General features: G+C 65.9%; 24 protein-coding genes. 16 read left to right on the plus strand and 8 right to left on the minus strand.

The genetic code is table 11. The annotated features are described in order from the left end of the window. Positions 1 to 10: 10 nt before the first annotated feature. The gene (locus CFB34_RS34610) at positions 11 to 721 is read right to left on the minus strand and encodes a response regulator (RefSeq protein ID WP_089444184.1); all 711 of its coding nucleotides are present in this window, start codon (positions 719 to 721) and stop codon (positions 11 to 13) included. Positions 722 to 1,354: 633 nt separating this feature from the next. On the opposite strand from CFB34_RS34610, the gene CFB34_RS34615 reads away from it, so the two are divergent. Both CFB34_RS34615 and CFB34_RS34620 read left to right on the plus strand, forming a co-directional pair. Further along, entirely contained in the window at positions 1,355 to 1,720 is a 366-nt protein-coding gene (locus CFB34_RS34615) for a hypothetical protein (RefSeq protein WP_242808750.1), read from the plus strand. A 19-nt stretch (positions 1,721 to 1,739) separates the two neighbouring features. Next, complete coding sequence (locus CFB34_RS34620; protein WP_242808801.1) at positions 1,740 to 1,994, plus strand: hypothetical protein; 255 nt, start codon at positions 1,740 to 1,742, stop codon at positions 1,992 to 1,994. A 61-nt stretch (positions 1,995 to 2,055) separates the two neighbouring features. Here CFB34_RS34620 and CFB34_RS34625 read toward each other — a convergent pair whose 3' ends face one another. From CFB34_RS34625 to CFB34_RS34635, 3 genes are all read right to left on the minus strand, one after another. Then, a complete protein-coding gene (locus CFB34_RS34625; RefSeq protein ID WP_089444186.1) occupies positions 2,056 to 2,595 on the minus strand; it encodes a GNAT family N-acetyltransferase in 540 nt (179 codons plus the stop codon). 408 nt (positions 2,596 to 3,003) lie between these two features. Continuing rightward, positions 3,004 to 3,225: a hypothetical protein gene (locus tag CFB34_RS34630; protein WP_089444187.1), complete on the minus strand. Its 222-nt coding sequence runs from the start codon at positions 3,223 to 3,225 to the stop codon at positions 3,004 to 3,006. Between the two features lie 63 nt (positions 3,226 to 3,288). Beyond that, positions 3,289 to 3,552, minus strand: a complete 264-nt coding sequence (locus tag CFB34_RS34635; RefSeq protein ID WP_179243783.1) for an HPr family phosphocarrier protein — start codon at positions 3,550 to 3,552, stop codon at positions 3,289 to 3,291. Positions 3,553 to 3,643: 91 nt separating this feature from the next. On the opposite strand from CFB34_RS34635, the gene CFB34_RS34640 reads away from it, so the two are divergent. Genes CFB34_RS34640 through CFB34_RS34650 form a run of 3 tightly spaced genes read left to right on the plus strand, consistent with a single transcriptional unit; the run spans position 3,644 to position 5,140 of the window. Further along, on the plus strand, positions 3,644 to 3,919 hold the full coding sequence (locus tag CFB34_RS34640) for a hypothetical protein (protein WP_143329558.1): 276 nt from the start codon (positions 3,644 to 3,646) through the stop codon (positions 3,917 to 3,919). Then, positions 3,916 to 4,260: a zinc ribbon domain-containing protein YjdM gene (locus CFB34_RS34645; protein ID WP_021158207.1), complete on the plus strand. Its 345-nt coding sequence runs from the start codon at positions 3,916 to 3,918 to the stop codon at positions 4,258 to 4,260. The genes CFB34_RS34640 and CFB34_RS34645 overlap by 4 nt, the downstream gene beginning before the upstream one ends. Before the next feature lie 43 nt (positions 4,261 to 4,303). Beyond that, entirely contained in the window at positions 4,304 to 5,140 is an 837-nt protein-coding gene (locus CFB34_RS34650) for a spermidine synthase (RefSeq protein ID WP_089444188.1), read from the plus strand. A gap of 33 nt (positions 5,141 to 5,173) precedes the next feature. Here CFB34_RS34650 and CFB34_RS34655 read toward each other — a convergent pair whose 3' ends face one another. Then, positions 5,174 to 5,359 carry a ribbon-helix-helix protein, CopG family gene (locus CFB34_RS34655; protein ID WP_021158209.1) on the minus strand — a complete coding sequence of 62 codons (186 nt, stop codon included), beginning with the start codon at positions 5,357 to 5,359 and terminating at the stop codon, positions 5,174 to 5,176. An 87-nt stretch (positions 5,360 to 5,446) separates the two neighbouring features. Further along, positions 5,447 to 6,205 carry a YoaK family protein gene (locus tag CFB34_RS34660; protein WP_089444189.1) on the minus strand — a complete coding sequence of 253 codons (759 nt, stop codon included), beginning with the start codon at positions 6,203 to 6,205 and terminating at the stop codon, positions 5,447 to 5,449. A gap of 270 nt (positions 6,206 to 6,475) precedes the next feature. Here CFB34_RS34660 and CFB34_RS34665 point away from each other — a divergent pair, with 270 nt between their 5' ends. The 3 genes from CFB34_RS34665 to CFB34_RS34675 all read left to right on the plus strand — a co-directional run bounded on the left by CFB34_RS34665 (position 6,476) and on the right by CFB34_RS34675 (position 8,970). Beyond that, positions 6,476 to 6,826 (plus strand): hypothetical protein, encoded by a 351-nt coding sequence (locus CFB34_RS34665; protein ID WP_089444220.1) that lies wholly within the window; start codon positions 6,476 to 6,478, stop codon positions 6,824 to 6,826. Further along, positions 6,823 to 7,035 (plus strand): twin transmembrane helix small protein, encoded by a 213-nt coding sequence (locus CFB34_RS34670; RefSeq protein WP_006489184.1) that lies wholly within the window; start codon positions 6,823 to 6,825, stop codon positions 7,033 to 7,035. The genes CFB34_RS34665 and CFB34_RS34670 overlap by 4 nt, the downstream gene beginning before the upstream one ends. A gap of 492 nt (positions 7,036 to 7,527) precedes the next feature. Then, complete coding sequence (locus CFB34_RS34675; RefSeq protein ID WP_089444190.1) at positions 7,528 to 8,970, plus strand: sensor histidine kinase; 1,443 nt, start codon at positions 7,528 to 7,530, stop codon at positions 8,968 to 8,970. A gap of 13 nt (positions 8,971 to 8,983) precedes the next feature. Here CFB34_RS34675 and CFB34_RS34680 read toward each other — a convergent pair whose 3' ends face one another. Then, the gene (locus CFB34_RS34680) at positions 8,984 to 9,457 is read right to left on the minus strand and encodes a thioesterase family protein (RefSeq protein WP_089444191.1); all 474 of its coding nucleotides are present in this window, start codon (positions 9,455 to 9,457) and stop codon (positions 8,984 to 8,986) included. A 232-nt stretch (positions 9,458 to 9,689) separates the two neighbouring features. On the opposite strand from CFB34_RS34680, the gene CFB34_RS34685 reads away from it, so the two are divergent. From CFB34_RS34685 to CFB34_RS34720, 8 genes are all read left to right on the plus strand, one after another. Further along, positions 9,690 to 10,628 (plus strand): response regulator, encoded by a 939-nt coding sequence (locus CFB34_RS34685; protein WP_089444192.1) that lies wholly within the window; start codon positions 9,690 to 9,692, stop codon positions 10,626 to 10,628. A 503-nt stretch (positions 10,629 to 11,131) separates the two neighbouring features. After that, the gene (locus CFB34_RS34690) at positions 11,132 to 11,293 is read left to right on the plus strand and encodes a hypothetical protein (protein WP_179243784.1); all 162 of its coding nucleotides are present in this window, start codon (positions 11,132 to 11,134) and stop codon (positions 11,291 to 11,293) included. Positions 11,294 to 11,465: 172 nt separating this feature from the next. Further along, a complete protein-coding gene (locus CFB34_RS34695; RefSeq protein ID WP_089444193.1) occupies positions 11,466 to 12,395 on the plus strand; it encodes a TauD/TfdA family dioxygenase in 930 nt (309 codons plus the stop codon). Positions 12,396 to 12,444: 49 nt separating this feature from the next. Continuing rightward, positions 12,445 to 13,476: an ABC transporter substrate-binding protein gene (locus tag CFB34_RS34700; RefSeq protein WP_089444194.1), complete on the plus strand. Its 1,032-nt coding sequence runs from the start codon at positions 12,445 to 12,447 to the stop codon at positions 13,474 to 13,476. 64 nt (positions 13,477 to 13,540) lie between these two features. After that, positions 13,541 to 14,530, plus strand: a complete 990-nt coding sequence (locus CFB34_RS34705) for an ABC transporter ATP-binding protein (protein WP_089444221.1) — start codon at positions 13,541 to 13,543, stop codon at positions 14,528 to 14,530. Further along, a complete protein-coding gene (locus CFB34_RS34710) occupies positions 14,527 to 15,414 on the plus strand; it encodes an ABC transporter permease (protein WP_089429657.1) in 888 nt (295 codons plus the stop codon). The genes CFB34_RS34705 and CFB34_RS34710 overlap by 4 nt, the downstream gene beginning before the upstream one ends. A 167-nt stretch (positions 15,415 to 15,581) precedes the next feature. After that, positions 15,582 to 16,799, plus strand: a complete 1,218-nt coding sequence (locus CFB34_RS34715) for an acyl-CoA dehydrogenase family protein (protein WP_089444195.1) — start codon at positions 15,582 to 15,584, stop codon at positions 16,797 to 16,799. Positions 16,800 to 16,839: 40 nt separating this feature from the next. Then, on the plus strand, positions 16,840 to 18,201 hold the full coding sequence (locus CFB34_RS34720; RefSeq protein WP_089444196.1) for an LLM class flavin-dependent oxidoreductase: 1,362 nt from the start codon (positions 16,840 to 16,842) through the stop codon (positions 18,199 to 18,201). Positions 18,202 to 18,203: 2 nt separating this feature from the next. Here CFB34_RS34720 and CFB34_RS34725 read toward each other — a convergent pair whose 3' ends face one another. Then, a complete protein-coding gene (locus CFB34_RS34725) occupies positions 18,204 to 19,391 on the minus strand; it encodes an LLM class flavin-dependent oxidoreductase (protein WP_089444197.1) in 1,188 nt (395 codons plus the stop codon). Between the last annotated feature and the right edge of the window lie 73 nt (positions 19,392 to 19,464).

The raw sequence follows: 19,464 nt of genomic DNA on the forward strand, positions 1-19,464 counted from the left end.
GTGCAGCGTGTCAGTCCCACGCGTGCTTGCTGAACTGATAGCCCTTGCTGCGAATCGTCTTGATTCGCTTCGGTTCCGTCAGGTCGTCACGCAGCTTGCGGCGCAGCTTCGAAATGCGGCCGTCGATCGACCGGTCGAAGCCGTCGAACTCGATGCCGCGCAGCAGCAGCGTCAGGTCCTTTCGGCTGACCACCTCGCCGGCGCGGCAGACGAGCGCCCACAGCAGGTCGAACTCGGTCGACGTCAGGCGGGGTGCGCTACCGTCGGGAAGACGAACCTTGCGATCGGCCCGGTCGATCGAAAACTTGCCGAACTCGAAACGATGCGGCGATGCCGGCTCGACGTCGTCCGGGCGCATGCGCACCCGTCGCAGGTGGGCCTTGATCCGCGCGAGCAGGATGCGCGGCTCGACCGGCTTGCGGAGGAAGTCGTCCGCGCCGAATTCTAGGCCGAGCAATTCGTCGAACTGTTCGTCACGGGCCGTCATCATGATGACGATGCCGTCGTACTGCATGCGTGCCTCGCGACAAATTTCGAAGCCGTCCTTGCCCGGCAGGTTGATGTCGAGCAGCACCAGGTCGGGGTGACGCGCGACGATCGTGGCGACGGCGTCGGTGCCGTCGAACAGGCGGTCCACCTCGTACTGGTGCATGCGCAGATAGTCTGCGATCAGTGAGGACAATTGAACGTCGTCTTCGACGAGCAGGATTCGGATGGGCATCGCTAAACGAGGGGATGAAACGGGAAAGTGGCGAGCGTTCAAGCCCAGTCCGACCATGGGGTGGCTGAAGAGACGCGCATGATACGTCCGAACAATCCGGTGGAATGTGGCGAAATCTGCATCGCTCGGCCGCCCGGTCCGCACGCGCATCACCCCGGCCATGCAGCCACGCAAAGGGGCGAAGGGGTGGAAGCGTGTCGTCGCGGAACCGGGCGATGGTTGGGCGATAAGGTCAGGCGCGGGATCCGGTTCATGGCCGGCAAGGGCAGCAGGCGCGGTGTCGTTCGCGCGAAAACGTTTGCGGAAAAATGGCGCGTGGAAAGCACATCCGCGCGGGCCGCCAGCCGGTAAAGATTGCTCCACATATCATTACAAAATATTACGAAACGGGCAACGGACAGGTCCTTACAATCGTGGCGACGCGGTGGCGAGCATCACGCACACCGGCTTCCGGCCGGCCGTCGAAGGGAATGCCAACGCGGTGGTGGTGACCGGCAGCGTGCCATTGCTCGCCCGGTGCGTCCGTTCGGTACGGCACTGCCGGTGCTCGACGCGCGCGAATCAATGTCGACGTCACCCCGCCTTCCCGGCGGCAAACGTATGGCCGGAACGATGTTCTGACAGGAATGCGAAATGACACCGCTTCAAATCATCCGGAGCCTCGATTCACTCACGAACGCGATCGAAGTCGCGGTCGCCGACGCCGACTGGAGCGAGGCCGTCCGGGCCGCAGAAACACGTTCGGCGTTCTTGCTGGCGCTGTCACCCGATCAACCCGACGAGGTTCACGCGGCGATCGGGAGAATGCGGGAGATCGATATCCGGATCTCGATCACCGCACGGGAAACGCTGGAGGCACGCGTCGCGGCGGGCCGCGAGGCGTTGCACGACACCCGGCTGGCGTCGCGGCCGCCGTCGCCCGGGTCGGATGTCATGGCCGCCCGATCCCATTCGTGGCGCTCATCCATTTCACGGCGCTTCGCGCCGTACACGCATTGACACGGACAGGTCCTTGAACGTGCCGGTCAGGTCTCAACATTTCGGTGGCGGTATGCGATTTCGAAAACGCGTCAGTTATGTCGATGCAACACGGTGGTTCGCTGATGGCGACCATGATCGGGTGGAAACCCGTGAAGGCGGGCGTGCGATCGCCACACCGGAAGGCTGGCGTTCGGTGAAGTCGGGTGACTGGATCTTGCGCGATGATCGCGGCAACTGCTGGCCGATGGACCACGGGCTCTTCACGACCCTGTACGAACCGGTCGTGGAGTGAGCGGCGAGGGCGCGCCGGTGCCGTCCATACGGCCCGCCCGCGTCACCCGTACGCCGGCAGCCTAGCGGCGCGCGCGCGAAAACAGCAATGAGTCGGTGTCGTTGAACCGGATCGGCACCGGCTCCCCATAACCCGCCTTTTCCGCCACGCGGATCGACGCGACGTTGGTCGGCGCGATCAGGCACACGCTGCGCTCGAACCGGTGCTGCCCGTCGAGCCACGCCAGCGCGGCCGAGAGCGCCTCGGTCGCGTAACCCTTGCCGTGCGCCCACGTCGCCAGGGCCCAGCCGGCTTCCGGCACGTCGCGAATCGACGGCTCGATGACCCGGTGGAAATCGGCGAAGCCGAGATCGCCGACATAGCGGCCCGACGCCTTCTCGCGAATCGCCCAGTACCCATAGCCGAGCAGCGGCCACAGCCCGCGATACGCGAGCATGCGCATCCACGAATCGCGCGGCGCGGACGGCGTGCCGTTGAAGATGTGCTCGACGACCTTCGGCTCGGCCCACATCGTGGCGAGCGCTTCGAAGTCGCCGAGCGGATGGCCTTCGAGGATGAGACGCGGCGTGTCGAGAACGGGCGGGGAGGAGACGGGCGGCATCGTGGCTTCCGGAGAGGAGGGGCATGGGACGGGCAGGCCGTCGGCATGTCGATGCCGCGCTGGTTGGGTCCCGTTCACGCACCGGCAGGCAGATCGGCCGGCGATGTTCCTCGGCGAGCGACGACGTGCGATTGACGGCAGGCGACGGCGGCCCGCTGCGAGCGGGCATGTCCAATTCGGCAAGACAGGGAGCCGGAATGATAGCAAAACCCTTGCACGGACGGGCTGCGGTGCGGGCGGCCGGAGGTGATGCCGCCGCATCGACGACGCCGTACGGGAAGCGGGTGCCATTCCATCGGCTTCCCGCGCGATAACCGGACTTTCAAGCGGTGCGCCGCCCGTCCGATGTGCATCCGGCACTCGACATGATGCCCGGAGGGATCAAGCTGATTCGCGGCCGCCGGCGGTCTACTTCCGGTTCTTCAGGAAGGTCCGACCTTCGGCCGTGATCGACGCGCCCGAGCGGCCGTGTGCGGGATGGCTGACGAAGCCCGCGCTGACGAGTTCGCTCGCGATCGACCAGCCGAGCGCCGGTGCGTCGCGCCCGTAGCGGACGTCGGCGAGGCGCTCGAGCGCCCAGATGGCGGAGGCCGACAGGTTCGGGGTGTTGGGCGTGAAGTTGTCGCTCATCGCTTCCTCGTGAAAAGGGGATTCGGGGTGGGCGGAGTGCCGTGACATCGGGCGGCGCGCCGCTCAGCTCGCCTGCAGCACGGGCAGCAGCGCCTGCAGCGCCGCCTCCTCGTCGGGGCCGGTGGCCAGCACCTGGGCGGACGTGCCGCCGTGCACCTGCAGCGCCGCGACGGCGGCGCTGTCCTTCGCGTCGCTGCTGATCCCGTTCGCGATCAGCAGGATGTTGCTTTCGAAGCCGCGCGCCGCGTCGACGGCTGCTGCTCGTGCGGCGTAGCCGCGGTTGCGGTTCCACGCGGGGCCGATTTCAACGTACACAACGGTTGCCACGATGTCGGAGAGCCTCTGGACGGAACGTCGGGATCGGTGTGCGGCGCCGGGCCGGCGGTGCGCCAGGCACGGGAGAAACGCGTTTTTCCGCATGACGTCGGTAAGCCGGCAGCGCCGCCGGGGCATGTGCATCCTGCATTCATGTGCCGGCATTCTCGGTGAAACTGGCGGCAAGTCCGGCGAACGGCGCGAAAACGCTGATTATAATACAGATGCCAAGCTATGTGTATTGCATTATAATGTCGTGTGCGCCGGAGTCGGCTCGCCGACCCGTCGGCGCGTGCCTTCAGGCGGGCCGGGCGACGCTGCCAGCGTGTCCGGCCTTTTTATCGACGACTCAACTCCCCCTGAATGGAAGCTGCAATGAACGCCGCCCCCGCCTGCCCGCAATGCGCGATGGAAAACACTTACCCGGACGGCACGCTGACCGTATGCGCGGACTGCGGCCATGAATGGTCGGCCGGCGCCGGCGCCGAAACGGGCGACGAACCGGCGGGCGACGTCGTCAAGGACGCCAACGGCAACGTGCTGTCGGATGGCGACTCGGTCGTGCTGATCAAGGATTTGCGCGTGAAGGGCTCGTCGATCACGCTTAAGATGGGTACCAAGGTCAAGAGCATCCGGCTCGTCGGCGGCGATCACGAGGTCGACTGCAAGACCGACATGGGTGGCTTCATGCTGAAGGCCTGCTACCTGAAGAAAGTCTGAGCGCGCACGCTCGCATCGACCGTCAGCAATCGACAGCCCGTTCATGGCCGAGGATCGAATTTCCTACGACGCGTTCGTCAGGTTCCTGGCGACGCCGCTGAACGACGGCCGGCCGTTCGTGCTGGAGACGCAGCACGCGCTTTCACTGCACTTCGACCATTTCGGCACGCAGAGCTTCATGTCGCTCCGGGATCCGGGCCGGCTCGAGCTCGGCTATACGCGCGTGATGATGGGCTTTCTGCTGCTGCAGCCCGAGCCTGCGCACATCTGCATGCTCGGGCTCGGCGGCGGTTCGCTGGCGAAGTACTGCTACCGGCACCTGCCCGGCGCGACGATCGACGCGGTCGAGATCAACCCGGACGTGATCGCGCTGCGTGACGTATTCAGGATTCCCGCTGATGACGGCCGGTTCACGGTGGTGTGCGCCGACGGCGCGGATCATCTGGCAAGGGCGGATGTCCGGACGGACGTGATCCTGCACGACGCGTTCGTCGCCGACGGCATGCGGGGCCGCTGTACGGGCGCCGCATTCCTCGCCGCCTGTCACGCGCGCCTGAGCGAAAACGGCGTGCTGGCAATCAACTTCATGGACGACGATCCCGCGCTGCCCGAGCATCTCGAGCAGTTGCGCGCCGTATTCGGCGCGTCGTACACGCTGGCGCCGTGCGGCGACGACAACAACTTCATCGCGTTCGCATGGAAGGGGGGCAGCCGGCTGCCGTCGCTGCGGATCCTGCTCGAACGCGCCCTTGCGTGTGCGCGCGCCGGCGAGCTCAAGCTGGCGGCCACGGCGAGGCGGATGAAGGCCGGGGAGAGCGTCGACCCGCAGCGGCTGGTGATGCGTGCGCAGCCGCACGGGCGATGGGAGATCGGCGCGTAGCCTGCAGGCAGGCGCGGCCTGTCCGGCCGGCCGTTACTTCACGCGCTTGCCGAGCGCGCTCTTGGTCTTGTACGTCACGCCGTGGCGGTCGAGATACTCGCGGATCAGTTGCCGCACGACTTGCGACGGCGTGAGATCCTGCTCCGCGCAGAGCATCTCGAAGGCTTCCTTTTTCGCGGGGTCGATCAGGACGGTCAGGCGGGCGGTTTTCGTTTCCATTGCGAGGCGAGGGTGGTCGGTATGTTAATCAAATTATAATCGATCCGCCTTCGGCGCCGCCGCCGAAAGCGCGCTCCCGGTGCGCGATCAGCGCCTGCTCCGGAGCAACACGAGCAGGTCGTCGATCACCGGCACGATCGCGAGCGTGACGAGCACCGCGGCAAGCGGCACGGTCGACACATAGCCGACATGCTTGAAGCCGATCGCGCCGGCCAGGCCGCCGATGAAGAACGACGCGAGCATCGTCGCGTGAATCCGCAGTTTCGAGCGGTTGGCGATGACCGCATGCGCGTCGACGTCGACCGCCGACCGGTTCCAGTAGAACAGCTTCCCGAGCTCGATGCCGAGGTCGGTCACGATGCCGGTCATGTGCGTGGTGCGGATCTCCGCGCCCGACAGTTTCGTGATCGTCGCGTTCTGCAACCCCATGATGAAGCACAGCAGCGTCACGGTCACCGGCACGAAGAAGGTTTCCCACAGCGCGAGGTGGCTGCCGAGCAGCCCGAACAGGAGCAGCAGCGCGGCCTCGACCAGCAGCGGCAGCATGTACTGGCTGTGCAGGCCGCGACGGCGGCCCCAGTTGACGAGGATCGCCGAGCAACTGGCGCCGATCAGGAATGACCCCAGCGAGCTGATGCCCGCCAGCGCGAGCCGCACGTCGCCGAGCGCCGCCTGGTCGGCGATCGCCGACACGATGCCGCTCATGTGCGACGTGTATTGCTTGACCGCGAGGAAGCCGCCGGCATTGGCCGCGCCGGCGACGAACGCCAGCGAGAACCCGAGCTGACGGTTCGCGGTCGCGCTGCGGTGTTTTCCCGTCAGGTTTCGAAAGTACTGCGCTGGCATAGGGGCTCAGGGGCTTCGCTCAATCGCCGCGGGTCGCGGGCATGGACATGACGACCGGCACCGGACGGCAGGGCGGGCACGCCGCCTGCGCACAGGTGCCAGGTCTCTCGAATCATGTGACGAACATGATAATGCCATTATCATACTCTGTTAGTCGAATAGGGCTTTCAGTACAATGTCGTCCGGCGCGGCCTGACTGCGGCCCGATTGCGGTTTCGCTACCGTATGGGCGCGCCGCGCGCATTCGCGATCACTTCTGCCCACCGTTTCATGACCCCGATCAAGTTCATTCTTCGCTATACGGCGATCCCGTTCACGGCCATCGTGGCTGTGGTGATCTGGACTGTCATACCATCGTCGAAAGAGATCGATGCGAGACAATATGCGGCGCTGTCGCGCGCGTACGCGAGTTTCCCGCTGCCGTTCCGGCGCGAGATCTCGGAGACGATGGACCACGGCCGGATCAACGACCGGCGCTACCAGGCGCTCGTGCGCGACTCGCTGGGCAACGGCGTCGCGCTGGACTGGCCTGCGTCGGGCGTCGGCGCGCTCGCCGACGAGCGGCACAAACTGGCCGAACTGATTCAGGCCGATTCCGATCTTCAAGGGCATCACCAATGAAAACTCTGCTGGTTTCCGTGGCATTCGCGATGATCATCGCGAGCCTGATCTTCGCGCTGTATTTCATGAATCACGATCGCGGCAAGTCCAAGCGGATGGCATGGTCGCTGGCGGCGCGCGTCGGGCTGTCGGTCACGCTGTTCCTGTCGCTGCTGATCGCTTACAAGCTGGGCTGGATCGAGCCGACCGGGTTGCCGATCGGGCGCTGAAACGCGAACGCCCCGTTGCATGCGGGGCGTTTGCGCAAATGCGAGTTCCGATCTTCAATAGCACTATTGTGATAAGAAAACTTATCGTGACCACGGGGATGCGTGACCAAAAATCAGCGTTCGCACGACGCGCGACAGAGACTGCCCACGCGGCAACGGCAGCGCAGGGGAGTCGATACGGGGCTTCGCGAGACCACGGCCAGTGACAACGTGCATTCGCGACGTGCAGCCGCATGAATTCACGAGGCCTTCGCACCTTCCGGCCAACGTTGAACGCCGAAGTGATAACCATGCTTCGCAAACCGCGACAATTTCATTCTGGTCAACGCTACCCGGTACTCGGCACCGCGCGCGCAACAGTCGTGATGCGCGGCAGCCCCGTGGACAAACCCGCCGCGCTCGCACGCCTGGCTCGGCGTGCTACTCTCGCGAACGGCACCGGCCAGGACAGTTCAGTGGTGCGCGACCCGTCAACATGCTGGATTCACGCATATGTACTCGATCTTGCCTGCGTTCGTATCCGCGTTGTTTCTCGGGTTTGGCCTCTACGTGCTGGCCACCAAGGGGCTCACGCGGGTCTCCGTCCCGTTCGTCCTGATGTGCGCGACGACCTTCGTCTGGCAGGGAACGTGGGCCTTCCTGTTCCAGACGACCGACGCGGACGTCGCCAACGTGTTGGTCAAGGCCGGCTATCTGTTCATCCTGTTTCTGCCGACGACCTTCTATCATTTCGTGACGGAAGTCGTATCGCGTCGGGACGAGCGGCCGTTCATATTCGCGTCCTACGGACTCTGCGTCCTGCTGGCCGTGCTGCTGGTCACCAGCAATGCGGTCGTCGATGGATTCCGCCCGCATTTCTTTGGCCCGTATCCCAACGCGGGCCCGCTGCATCCGTTGCACGTCGCGCAGACGGTACTCCTGGTCTGCCGCAGCGGTTGGCTCCTGATCGAGGCAAGACGTCAGGGGCGGGCGCGAGACGTCCGGCAGTTGCTCACGCAATGCCTCGTCAGCCTGGGCCTCTACTCGCTCGCGGCGACCGACTATGCGGTGAACTACGGCGTCGACTTCTATCCGGTCGGCGTGCTGTTTATCGCGATCAGTCTCGGGATACTCGCGACGTCGATCGTCCGCTACGGGCTGATGGGCCCCTATCTGCTGGCCGCGACGGTCGCGCACGAAGTGGCCACGCCGCTGGCGGCGATCGGCCTGCACGCGGACGAGCTGCGCTCGGTCCTGCCGGTGCTGGTGCGCGGGTATCGGCTGGCGGTGGAGCACCGGTTGTGCGCCGACGGTTTGCATCCCGGGCAACTGGAGCGGCTGCCGACGCTCGCGTCGTCGATCCGGCGCCAGGTCGACACCACGAGCACGGTGGTCGAGATGTCGCTGGCGTCCTTTACGCTGGACCGACTCGATCGCCACAGCTTCGCGGCCTATCCGATACGGGCCTGTGTCGACGCCGCCGTCGATCGCTTTCCGTTCCGTCCGGGTGAGCGGGACCGCGTATCGGTCGACGCGATCGATACGGACATCCGGTTTTTCGGCTCCGACTCGCTCGTGATCTTCGTCATCTTCAATCTGCTGAAAAACGCGCTGTACGCGATCCATGCAAACGGCCGCGGGCAGATCGAGATCGACGCGCATCGCAGCAACGGTTACTGCGTCGTGCGTTTCAGCGATACGGGCCCGGGCATCGCCCCCGATGTGCTCCCTCAAATCTTCGACGCCTTTTTCTCGACCAAGTCGCACGGTCGCGGCGCCGGCATGGGCCTGAGTTTTTGCCGCCGCGCGTGTGAAGCGCTCGGTGGCACCATCACGTGCGAATCCGTCCCCGGCGTGCGGACCACGTTCACGATTCGGCTGCCGGAACCCGGCGCGCCGGCGGACCCGACATTGAACGGTCCGCCGGCGCTCCCCCCGCGCTATCGCGTCGGGTAGGGCGGTCTCACATTCAGTTCGCGCTGGACGGCAGGATCAGCTCATACGCCTTGACCCGCTCGATGATGCCCGGCGGAAACCGGCGGATCCGCTTGTCCGAACCGGCAAACACGATCTGCTGATACCCCAGCGACACCTGCCGCCCGTCCACGCAGAAGCGGAACAGCAGATAGGCCGAGCATTGCCGAACCTCGAACGTATTGAGAAAGCAATCGACGCGCTGGAACGGAAACGTCTCGTGGACGTATTCCTGATGCGCACGCTTCGTCACGAATGCCCCGCCGGCCCCCATCAGGTTGTCGTGGATGCATTCGTGAAACCAGCGTTCACGGCACACGCCCTGCCATTCGAAATAGCGTGCGAAATAGGTATTCATGAAGGCATTGGAATCCTTGAGATAAATGTCCATCACATGGTGGAAGGTTTTTTCGGAAAGATGGGCCGTTTCGTTGGAAAGGACGTGAAGAATCGCGTCTCGCGTCAACATGAATAACTCCTTGAATCGCTACTGGCGGTAGCGGCGCATTCCTTCAACGAGAAGGAATGGCCCGATTCTCCCCGTGCAATTCTGCCGAGCGGCGCGCTCGTAATATGACGAATGAGCGGGTAAGGAGCAGTTGATGTGCGTCCTACTTTCGCCGGATAATTGCCGCAATAATCATTCGCGGTAAATCACCCCCCGATACCGCCTCTTTTTCTGCTGATTTATCGAGACTCTTATGCAACCTTTCGTCAGGCAGCCGGTGCTTTACCCCGTGTCCGTGGTATTTGTCGACGACAATCCTGATTTCCTGCAGGCGCTGCGGGGCGCATTTCCGGACGAACGCCTGAACCACTTTTTTACGCACCCGCGGGCGGCGCTCGACTTCGTGTCGTCGCGTGACGCGGAGATGCCACCCACGGCTGCGGACTATTTCGGCGCGGAGAAAACCGGCGGGAATGCGATCGGCGAGGATGCGCTTGCCGATCCTGCCCGATTCGAGGCGGTGGGCGCGGTGGTCGTCGACTATTCGATGCCGGAGGTCGACGGCATCCAGTTCCTGACCTCCATCCGCAACGCGAACTGCACGAAAATCCTGCTCACCGGCATCGCCGACGAGCGCGCGGCGGTGGCCGCGTTCAACGCGCGACTGATCGATTGCTATCTGAAGAAAACCGACGCCGAGATGGCGCGCAAGCTGGCAACCGCGCTGGACGACGCGAAACGCAAGTGCTGCGCGGCCCGCGGGCACATCAGCCTGCATGAAGCCGGGGCGACCTACCGGGATCCACGGATCGTCCAACTGATCGATGAGGTGGCCGCGCGGGAAGGCATCGTCGAATACTACTGGCGCCCCAATCAGGACGCGGTGCTGATGTTCGATGCCGCCGGCGCGCCCAGTGTATTTCTCGCCTGGAGCGAAGAGGACTGGGCGTTCCACTGCGATATCGTGTCCGACGCGGGCGGACCGGCCGAATTGCGCCAGGACATGGAAGCGCGCCGCATCATGCCGCTATTCTGGCCATTTCATGCCTATCGGCCGGGCCTCGCGGACATTCGCTGCACGGCCCCGCTACCCGTTCCGGGATGGCACGGCACGTTTTATAGCTGGATCCGGCTGGATGATCCGGTCACCGAGCGCGAACTGCCTACGTTGGCAAAATGGCGTCACGCGTAAAGGATCATTCGCTGATTTCCAGATGGGCGGTGCTGTCGTCGGCTCGGTAGTCACTCGAATTGGAACAATCCCTGTCAATGTTGTCAGTTATCAGCGGCGCGGGATTTTGTTTTAATAGCAGCTTGTTCCGAGGGCCGCCCAATATTCCAATAGACGGCACATCCGTTCAGTGCAGACCGTTGACCAACGGTCTGCACGCGCTTCCAATATCGATCGGTTCTCGATCTGATTTTGTCATCACGCTTCACAAAAGCTGAAGCGGCAAGCGATCCCGAAAATTTCCGATTGGCTCGTTAAAGATCGTTTTCACGGCACGTCGATTTAGATCGTTCGCCGCATTGCGTCTGCCGGGTACGTCATGTATTGAAATGGATGCTCTCAGACACCCAGCGCCATTAATACGTGCCGGAATGCGGCAATCGAACTGAGATCGAAATCTGCCGGGAATCGACCCCAGAAGCCCGCGCTTCCTGAACTGGGCCTTCGCGGTTGACGACCAGCGCGTGTACTACCGGACCAACACGAACCTGGCCGTGTGCGAAGGCATCGACCGCGCGAGCGTGGAAGCCGTGCCGCCGCTACGCATCCGCGACAAGAACGGGCTGATCGACATCCGGTATCCGGAAGGGGCCGTGCGCGTACTGGCCCCGTCGACGGAATCGTGACGGCCGCGGCGGCCGGCCGTTTCCGCACGAGAGACCGCCGCCCGCTGCCGCCCCGTATGCGGGAGCAGCGATCTTTATCAGCGCAGCAGATAAACGTATCGGAATCGCTTCGTTGACGCGGTGCGGCACGCACTCGTAGATTCGCGTTTTGACCGAATCAGGGGGCCGTGCCGTGACGACTACCGCCATCCGCGACGACGCATCGCTTTCCGCCGGGCATCCGCCCGCGTCGCGGCCGCGCGTTGCGGCTCAGCATTTCGACATCGTGCCGTTCGATGCGCCGCTCGGTGCCGAAGTGGTCGGCCTCGACCTGTCGCAACCGCTCGACGCCGGCGACTTCGCGCGCATTCATCGCGCGCATCTCGACCATCACGTGCTGGTGTTTCGCGACCAGCGCATCACGCCGGACGAGCACATCGCGTTCAGCCGCCGCTTCGGCCCGCTGCAGATCCACGTGCTGCACCAGTTCGCGCTCGCCGGCCATCCGGAGGTGCTGATCGTGTCGAACGTCGTCGAGAACGGCAAGCCGATCGGGCTCGGCGACGCGGGCCATTTCTGGCACTCCGACCTGTCGTACAAGGAGAAGCCGAGCCTCGGCTCGCTGCTGCATGCGCAGGAGTTGCCGGCAGAAGGCGGCGATACGCTGTTCGCGAACATGCATCTCGCGTGGGACACGCTGCCGGCCCATCTGCGCCGCGCGGTGGAAGGGCGGCGCGCCGAGCATACGTATCTCGCACGCTATGCGGAGCTGCAGGCGCGCAGTCCATGGCGGCCGAACCTGTCGCCCGAGCAGATCGCGCAGGTTGCCGCGGTCGTGCATCCGGTCGTGCGCACGCATCCGGAAACGGGCCGCAAGGCGCTGTTCGTCAGCGAGCATTTCACGACGCGCATCGTCGGGCTGCCCGACGACGAAAGCCGCGCGCTGCTCGACGAGCTGTTCGCACACAGCGTGCGTGCCGAGCATGTGTACCGGCACCAATGGCGCGAGCACGATCTCGTGTTCTGGGACAACCGTTCGCTGATGCATCTCGCCGCCGGCACGCCCGACCATCTGCGCCGCAAGCTGTACCGCACGACGATCGAAGGCGACGCGCCTTTCTGAGCCGCGTTCCGCCGCGTCAATCATCCGCCCCATCCTGACTGGAGTTCCGATGCCGTTTTCGTTTTTGCCGGCGCGCCGCGCGCTGGCGGCCGCACTGACCGCAGCGCTCGCGTTCGCCGGCGCACTCGCCCCGCAAGCCGCGCACGCGGAAGGCCGCATCCGCATCGCCGAGCAGTTCGGCGTCGTCTACCTGATGCTGAACGTCGCGCGCGACCAGCAGTTGATCGAAAAGGAAGGGCGCAAGGCCGGCCTCGACATCAAGGTCGACTGGGTCCGGCTGTCGGGCGGCGCGGCCGTGAACGACGCGCTGCTGTCCGGCGCGGTCGACATCGCGGGCGCGGGCGTCGGGCCGCTGCTGACCGTGTGGGACCGCACGCGCGGCCGGCTGAACGTGAAGGGCGTCGCGTCGCTCGGCAATTTCCCGTACTACCTCGTCAGCAGCAACCCGAACGTGAAGACGATCGCCGACCTGAGCACGAAGGACCGCATCGCGGTGCCGGCGGTCGGTGTGTCGGTGCAGTCGCGCGTGCTGCAGTACGCGGCCGCGAAGCAGTGGGGCGACAAGCAGTTCGACAAGCTCGACGCGCTCACGCAGGCGATTCCGCATCCGGACGCGACGGCGGCCATTCTGGCGAACAGCAGCGTGATTACCGGCCACTTCGGCAATCCGCCGTTTCAGGAGCAGGAACTCGCCGGCAACCCGAATGCGCACATCGTACTGAATTCCTATGACGTGCTCGGCGGCCCGAGCTCCGCGACGGTGCTGTATGCCACCGAGAAATTCCGCGACGACAACCCGAAGACCTATCGCGCATTCGTTGCCGCGCTGGCCGAAGCCGCGCGCCAGATCGCGGCCGATCCCGAGCGCGCGGCCGATACCTATATCCGCGTGAACGCATCGAAGATCGATCGCGCGCTGCTGCTGAAGATCCTGCGCAATCCGCAGGTGCAGTTCAAGACCGCGCCGCAGAACACGCTCGCGCTCGCGCAGTTCATGCACCGCACCGGTGCGATCCGCAACGAACCGAAGTCGTGGCGCGACTATTTCTTCGATGATCCGGCGACGGCCGGCGGCAGTTGAGCGGAGCCGCTTCGACGCCGCGATCGACGCTTATGCGTCGGTGCGGTTTCGATATGGGCAATCGATGGTTGGCCCGCGAAAGGGCTGGCCGCATGCTGATGCTTTACCCGCAAGAGATTCGATCGTGAACGCCACTTCTCCCCGAACCTGGCTGCCGCCGTATGCAGCACGCGGCGGCGCGGCGCCTGCCGGCCACCCCGAGCCCGACGCGCAGGCCGCCGGCCGGCCCGCACCGGATGCCGCGCAGGCCGGCGCGCACAGTGAACGCCTGCTCGCCATCGACCGCGTGAACCTCGAATACCGCAGCGGCGCGCGGATCGTGCGCGCGACCCACCAGGTCAGCTTCGACGTGTACGGCAGCGACCGCTTCGTGCTGCTCGGCCCGTCGGGGTGCGGAAAGTCGACGCTGCTGAAAGCGATCGCCGGCTTCATCGAGCCCGTATCGGGTTCGATCGCGCTCGACGGTCGGCCGGTGCGCGGGCCGGGGCCTGACCGCGTCGTGGTGTTCCAGGAGTTCGACCAGTTGCCGCCGTGGAAGACGGTCGTCGAAAACGTCGCGTTTCCGTTGCGCGCCGCCGCAAGGTTGTCGCGTGCCGAAGCGCGGGCGCGCGCGCTGCATTATCTCGACAAGGTCGGGTTGAGCGGGTTCGCCGACGCCTATCCGCACACGCTGTCGGGCGGCATGAAGCAGCGCGTCGCGATCGCGCGCGCACTGGCGATGCAGCCGCGCGTGCTGCTGATGGACGAGCCGTTCGCCGCGCTCGACGCGTTGACGCGCCGCAAGATGCAGGAGGAACTGCTGCGCCTGTGGGACGAATTCCGTTTCACGCTGCTGTTCGTCACGCATTCGATCGAGGAAGCGCTCGTCGTCGGCAACCGGATCCTGCTGCTGTCGCCGCATCCGGGCCGCGTGCGTGCGGAGCTCAACAGCCACGAGCATTCGCTCGACAACGTCGACACCGGCGACTTCCGCGACAACGTCGCGCGGATCCATCGCCTGCTGTTCGATACCGACTCGACCCACGCCCCGACGACGGAGGAAGCCGCATCATGAGCACGATCGATCCGGCCCTGCCGCCGCTACCGCCCGTGCGCGCCGAATACGAACGCACGCTCGACACGCTGCCCGACGCCGAACGTGCCGTGCCGGCGCCGCTGTGGCGTCGCGTCGCCGGGGCGGGATGGTTTCGGCGCAGCGTCATCGCACTCGTGCTGATTGCCGCATGGGAGATCGTCGCGCGCATCGTCGCGAACGATCTGCTCGTGCCGACCTTCGGCGCAACGCTGGCCGCGTTCGTGCAGGGCATCGAGTCGGGCGAACTGCTGGTGAAGACGGGTATCTCGCTGTCCGTGTTGCTGCGCGGCTACGCGCTGGGCGTGTTCTTTGCATTTGCGCTGACATCGCTCGCGGTATCGACGCGCATCGGCCGCGACCTGCTGGCGATGCTGACGTCGATGTTCAATCCGCTGCCGTCGATCGCGTTGCTGCCGATCGCGCTGCTGTGGTTCGGGCTCGGCACCGGCAGCCTGCTGTTCGTGCTCGTGCACGCGGTGCTGTGGCCGCTCGCGCTCAGCATGTATACGGGCTTCGCGGGCGTGCCGGCCACGCTGAAGATGGCGGGGCGCAACTACGGCCTCACGGGCCTGCGCCAGATCGCGCTGATCCTCGTGCCGGCCGCGCTGCCGTCGATCCTGTCGGGCCTGCGCGTCGGCTGGGCATTTGCGTGGCGAACGCTGATCGCGGCCGAGCTGGTATTCGGCGCGAGCGCGGGCCAGGGCGGGCTCGGCTGGTACATCTTCCAGAACCGCAACGAGCTGTATACGGATCGCGTGTTCGCCGGCCTCGCGGCCGTCATCGTGATCGGCCTGCTCGTCGAGAACCTCGTGTTCGACACGCTCGAACGCGTGACCGTGCGGCGCTGGGGCATCCAGCACTGATGTCACCGCACGCGGCAATTCCCGGCGCGGGCATAACGTAAGCTGAAATCGGCTTTTCACGCGCGCCGGGTGCGTCCCTATACTTTGCGATGCTGCGCATGCGGCGGTTCGCGCATGCCGCGATCGCGTTGCGCAGCGCCCGATCTTCCCGAACAAGGACCTGCCGAATGACTGCCCGTGATGCCGTCGATCCGCGCGACGCGTTGCGCGACGCGCTTGCCGCGCTACCCGATCTCGCGAACGCGATCGGGCAGGATGCCGCGCAACGCGAGGCGCGTCGCGAACTGCCGTTCGAGGGGTTTGCGGTCTTCCGCCGCTCGGCGCTGGGCGTCCTGCGGATTCCGGTGGCGCGCGGCGGCCTCGGCGGCACGCTGGTCGACCTGTTCGACACGATCGCGACGCTGGCCGCCGCCGATTCGAATCTCGCGCACGCGCTGCGGATCCACTACGACCAGATCGAGACGCTGCGGCTGTCGCCGCGCACGCCGTTCAACGACGTGCAGCTCGAGCGCGCGTTGGCCGGCGCGATCTTCGGCGGCGCGTCGACCGAGCGCGGCACGTCGCGGCCCGGCGAAAACTCGACGGTACTGCGCCGGGACGGCGATCACTATCGCGTGACGGGCCGCAAATACTATTCGACCGGCACCGCGTTTGCCGATTTCGCGCGCATCAACGTGGAGAACGAGCAGGGTGACGCGGTCGCCGTGATCATTCCGGTCGCGCGGGACGGCGTGCAGGTGCTCGACGACTGGGACGGCATGGGCCAGCGCATGACCGCGAGCGGCAGCCTGCTGCTGAACGACGTGCAGGTGTTCGCGGATGAGGTGGCCGCACGCGACGGCTCGACGCTCGTCGGCCGCCATTGCGGCGCGCTGCGGCAGCTGCATCTCGTCGCGACGGGGGCGGGCATCGTGCGCAACGTGGTTGCCGATGCGCGCCGCTACGTGCTCGGGCACGGCCGCCCGGTGCTGCACAGCCCGGCGCCGACCGCGCGCGACGATCATTTCATCCAGCAGGTCGTCGGCGAGCTGTCCGCCCACAGTCATGCAATCGATGCGCTCGTCCGTGAAAACGCGCGGGCGCTCGACCGTTCCGCCGACGCGATCGAAGCCGGTGACGCCGATGCGCATGCGCTGGTGCTCGACAGCGCGCTCGCCACGGCACGCACGCAGCTCATCGTCAGCAAGCTGGCGCTGCATGCGGCGGAGCGGCTGTTCGAAGTCGGCGGCGCATCGGCGACGGCGCGCGAACACAACCTCGACCGGCACTGGCGCAACCTGCGCACGATCTTCAGCCACAACCCGCTGTTGCACAAGGCGCGCGTGATCGGCGACTACGAGCTGAACGGCGTGACGACACACCTGACCGAAGGCCGCGTGTTCTGACGAGACCGCGTGCGGCCCTCTTTTTTGGAAATCCGTCCCGATGACGACCCGCCCCGGACACCTGCATCTCGGCGCATTCCTGTACCCGACCGGCCATCACATCGCCGCATGGCGGCACCCCGGTTCGCAGGCCGACGCGGGCGTCGATTTTCGCCACTACGTGCGGCTTGCCCAGGCGGCCGAGGCCGCGAAGTTCGATCTCGTGTTCCTTGCCGACGGCGTGGGCACGCGCGGCGACGACGTCGAGTTCCTGAGCCGCACCGCGCACAGCTACATCGCACAATTCGAGCCGCTGACGCTGCTGTCGGCGCTCGCGGCCGTCACCGAGCGGATCGGCCTCGTCGGCACCGCGTCGACGAGTTTCAACGAGCCGTTCCACATCGCACGCAAGTTCGCCTCGCTCGACCACATCAGCGGCGGTCGAGCGGGCTGGAACCTCGTCACGTCGTCGAGTGAGCACGAGGCGCGCAATTTCAATCGCGACGCGCATTTCGATCACGCCGAACGCTATGCGCGTGCGGAGGAGTTCGCGGATGTCGTGCGTGGCCTCTGGGATAGCTGGGACGACGATGCGTTCGTGCGCGATCGCGCAGCGGGCCGCTTCTTCGATCCCAGCAAGCGCCACGTGCTCGACCATCGCGGCCGCTTCTTCCAGGTGCGCGGGCCCTTGAATGTCGCGCGACCGCCGCAGGGGCACCCGGTCGTCGTGCAGGCCGGTTCGTCGCCAGCCGGTACGCGGCTGGCCGCGCGCACGGCCGAGGTGATCTTCACCGCGCAGCAGACGCTCGACGACGCGGTCGCGTTTTATGCGGACGTGAAGGGCCAGCTCGCGGCGTTCGGCCGCGATCCCGATACGCTGAAGATCATGCCGGGCGTGTTCCCGGTGGTGGGCCGTACCGAAAGCGAAGCGCGGGAGAAATTCGACGCGTTGCAGTCGTTGATCGACCCGACGGTCGGGCTCGCACTCGTCTCCGGCCTCACCGGCGGGTTCGACCTGTCCGCGTATCCGCTCGACGGTCCGATTCCGCCGTTGCCGGAGACGAACGCCAGCAAGAGCCGGCAGGCACTGACGATCGAGCTCGCGCGCCGCGAAAACCTGACGATCCGCGAACTCTATTTGCGTGTCGCCGGCGCGCGCGGCCACTGGCAGCTCGTCGGCACGCCGGAACAGATCGTCGACCAGCTCGAAGAGCGCTTCGTGCGTTACGGCGCGGACGGCTACAACGTGATGGCGCCGACGTTGCCCGGCGGCCTCGACGATTTCATCGCGCTGGTGCTGCCCGAGTTGCGCCGCCGCGGGCTGTTTCGCCGCGACTATGCGGGCCATACGCTGCGCGAGCATCTGGGGCTGCGGCGGCCCGTACGCCACGACACCACCGCCCGTACCGAAACGGCTGCCTGACGTCAGCGCCGCAAGCCAGCGTCGCGCAGCAGCGGAAGCACGCGCTCGCCGAAGAAGTCGAGATCGGGCTTGAAGTCGTAGAAGCTCAGCTGGATGCCGTCGATGCCCGCGCGATGCAGCCGCACGATCGTCTCGGCGACTTCCTCGGGCGAGCCCGTGATCGAGATATTGCCGCCGATCGCACGCGCGGCCGCCTGCGAGCGCTGGTCGAAGCCGCCGCGCCACGCATGCGCATCGCTGTCGAAGCGATGAAAGCTGCCTTCATCCGCATGCGCGACGATTGCGTCGCGGTACGCGCGCGCTTCGGCCGCCGTTTCGCGGCAGATCACGAGCGGGTTGAGCAGCGTGCGGATCGCCCGGCCGCGGGCCGCGGCGGCCGCCTTCACACGTGCGGTATGGGCGGGCAGTGCGTCGATTGCGCGTTCGGCGTCGGGGCCGGCCGGGCTCGTGACGAATACGATGTCCGAATAGCGTGCCGCGAAGTCGATGCCCGCGTCGGAGCCCGTCGCGTTGATCAGCAGCGGGCGGCCGTAGCGCGGCTTCGGCGTCACGAATGCGCCGCCCAGCCGCCAGCTCGACAGCGCCGGCGTGTAGCTGAAGTTATCCGGTTGCGCCCACAACTGCTGGACCGCCTCGAGAAATTCGGCCGCCATTTCATAGCGCCGGTCGTGTTCGATCCGGTTCCAGCCGAACATCTCGTGCTCGATTGCGCGGTGGCCGGTCACGACGTTGATGCCCCAGCGCCCGCGCGAGATGTGATCGAGCGTCGCGGTGAATTTCGCGAAATGTAGCGGATGCCATGGCCCGTAGAGCACGTGGCTCGTCGCGACGAGGATGATCCGTTCGGTACGCGCGGTCAGCGCGGCCAGCGTCATGAACGAGTCGAGCGCCTGGCCGTCGAACACGCCGCCGTAACCGCCTTTCGGCAGCCACTGCGACAGCGCGAACACGAGATCGAAGCCGAGTGCCTCCGCGCGCGCGACCAGGTCGGCGTTGTAGTCGAAGGTCCAGTCGGTCGTGCGCGGCAGCGTCGACGCGCTCCAGCCGCCGGCCTGGATCGGCAGGAACAGCCCGAGCATCAGCGGCTGCGCGAGGACGCGCGACACCGGGCTGTCGGGGAAATCCGCCGGCGAGCGGACGTCGACGAACGGCGACGGCGCGACCGGAGCGGCGAGGGACGTGTCGCTCATGAAAGCTTCCTTGCGGGTTGGACAGGGTCCGGACGACCACGCGCGGCACGTGCGGCGGCGAATCGCCCCGGTG

The organism is Burkholderia sp. HI4860 (assembly GCF_002223045.2).
In the GTDB taxonomy this organism is placed as follows: domain Bacteria; phylum Pseudomonadota; class Gammaproteobacteria; order Burkholderiales; family Burkholderiaceae; genus Burkholderia.

Coding starts and splice junctions, on each gene's coding strand:
- CFB34_RS34710 (WP_089429657.1), top strand. CDS start 14,527: ATGAGCACGATCGATCCGGCCCTGCCGCCGCTACCGCCCGTGCGCGCC.
- CFB34_RS34655 (WP_021158209.1), bottom strand. CDS start 5,359: ATGGAAACGAAAACCGCCCGCCTGACCGTCCTGATCGACCCCGCGAAA.
- CFB34_RS34610 (WP_089444184.1), bottom strand. CDS start 721: ATGCCCATCCGAATCCTGCTCGTCGAAGACGACGTTCAATTGTCCTCA.
- CFB34_RS34640 (WP_143329558.1), top strand. CDS start 3,644: ATGACGTCGGTAAGCCGGCAGCGCCGCCGGGGCATGTGCATCCTGCAT.
- CFB34_RS34670 (WP_006489184.1), top strand. CDS start 6,823: ATGAAAACTCTGCTGGTTTCCGTGGCATTCGCGATGATCATCGCGAGC.
- CFB34_RS34680 (WP_089444191.1), bottom strand. CDS start 9,457: ATGTTGACGCGAGACGCGATTCTTCACGTCCTTTCCAACGAAACGGCC.
- CFB34_RS34675 (WP_089444190.1), top strand. CDS start 7,528: ATGTACTCGATCTTGCCTGCGTTCGTATCCGCGTTGTTTCTCGGGTTT.
- CFB34_RS34720 (WP_089444196.1), top strand. CDS start 16,840: ATGACGACCCGCCCCGGACACCTGCATCTCGGCGCATTCCTGTACCCG.
- CFB34_RS34650 (WP_089444188.1), top strand. CDS start 4,304: ATGGCCGAGGATCGAATTTCCTACGACGCGTTCGTCAGGTTCCTGGCG.
- CFB34_RS34630 (WP_089444187.1), bottom strand. CDS start 3,225: ATGAGCGACAACTTCACGCCCAACACCCCGAACCTGTCGGCCTCCGCC.
- CFB34_RS34615 (WP_242808750.1), top strand. CDS start 1,355: ATGACACCGCTTCAAATCATCCGGAGCCTCGATTCACTCACGAACGCG.
- CFB34_RS34700 (WP_089444194.1), top strand. CDS start 12,445: ATGCCGTTTTCGTTTTTGCCGGCGCGCCGCGCGCTGGCGGCCGCACTG.
- CFB34_RS34665 (WP_089444220.1), top strand. CDS start 6,476: ATGACCCCGATCAAGTTCATTCTTCGCTATACGGCGATCCCGTTCACG.
- CFB34_RS34645 (WP_021158207.1), top strand. CDS start 3,916: ATGAACGCCGCCCCCGCCTGCCCGCAATGCGCGATGGAAAACACTTAC.
- CFB34_RS34705 (WP_089444221.1), top strand. CDS start 13,541: ATGGTTGGCCCGCGAAAGGGCTGGCCGCATGCTGATGCTTTACCCGCA.
- CFB34_RS34685 (WP_089444192.1), top strand. CDS start 9,690: ATGCAACCTTTCGTCAGGCAGCCGGTGCTTTACCCCGTGTCCGTGGTA.
- CFB34_RS34660 (WP_089444189.1), bottom strand. CDS start 6,205: ATGCCAGCGCAGTACTTTCGAAACCTGACGGGAAAACACCGCAGCGCG.
- CFB34_RS34715 (WP_089444195.1), top strand. CDS start 15,582: ATGACTGCCCGTGATGCCGTCGATCCGCGCGACGCGTTGCGCGACGCG.
- CFB34_RS34725 (WP_089444197.1), bottom strand. CDS start 19,391: ATGAGCGACACGTCCCTCGCCGCTCCGGTCGCGCCGTCGCCGTTCGTC.
- CFB34_RS34625 (WP_089444186.1), bottom strand. CDS start 2,595: ATGCCGCCCGTCTCCTCCCCGCCCGTTCTCGACACGCCGCGTCTCATC.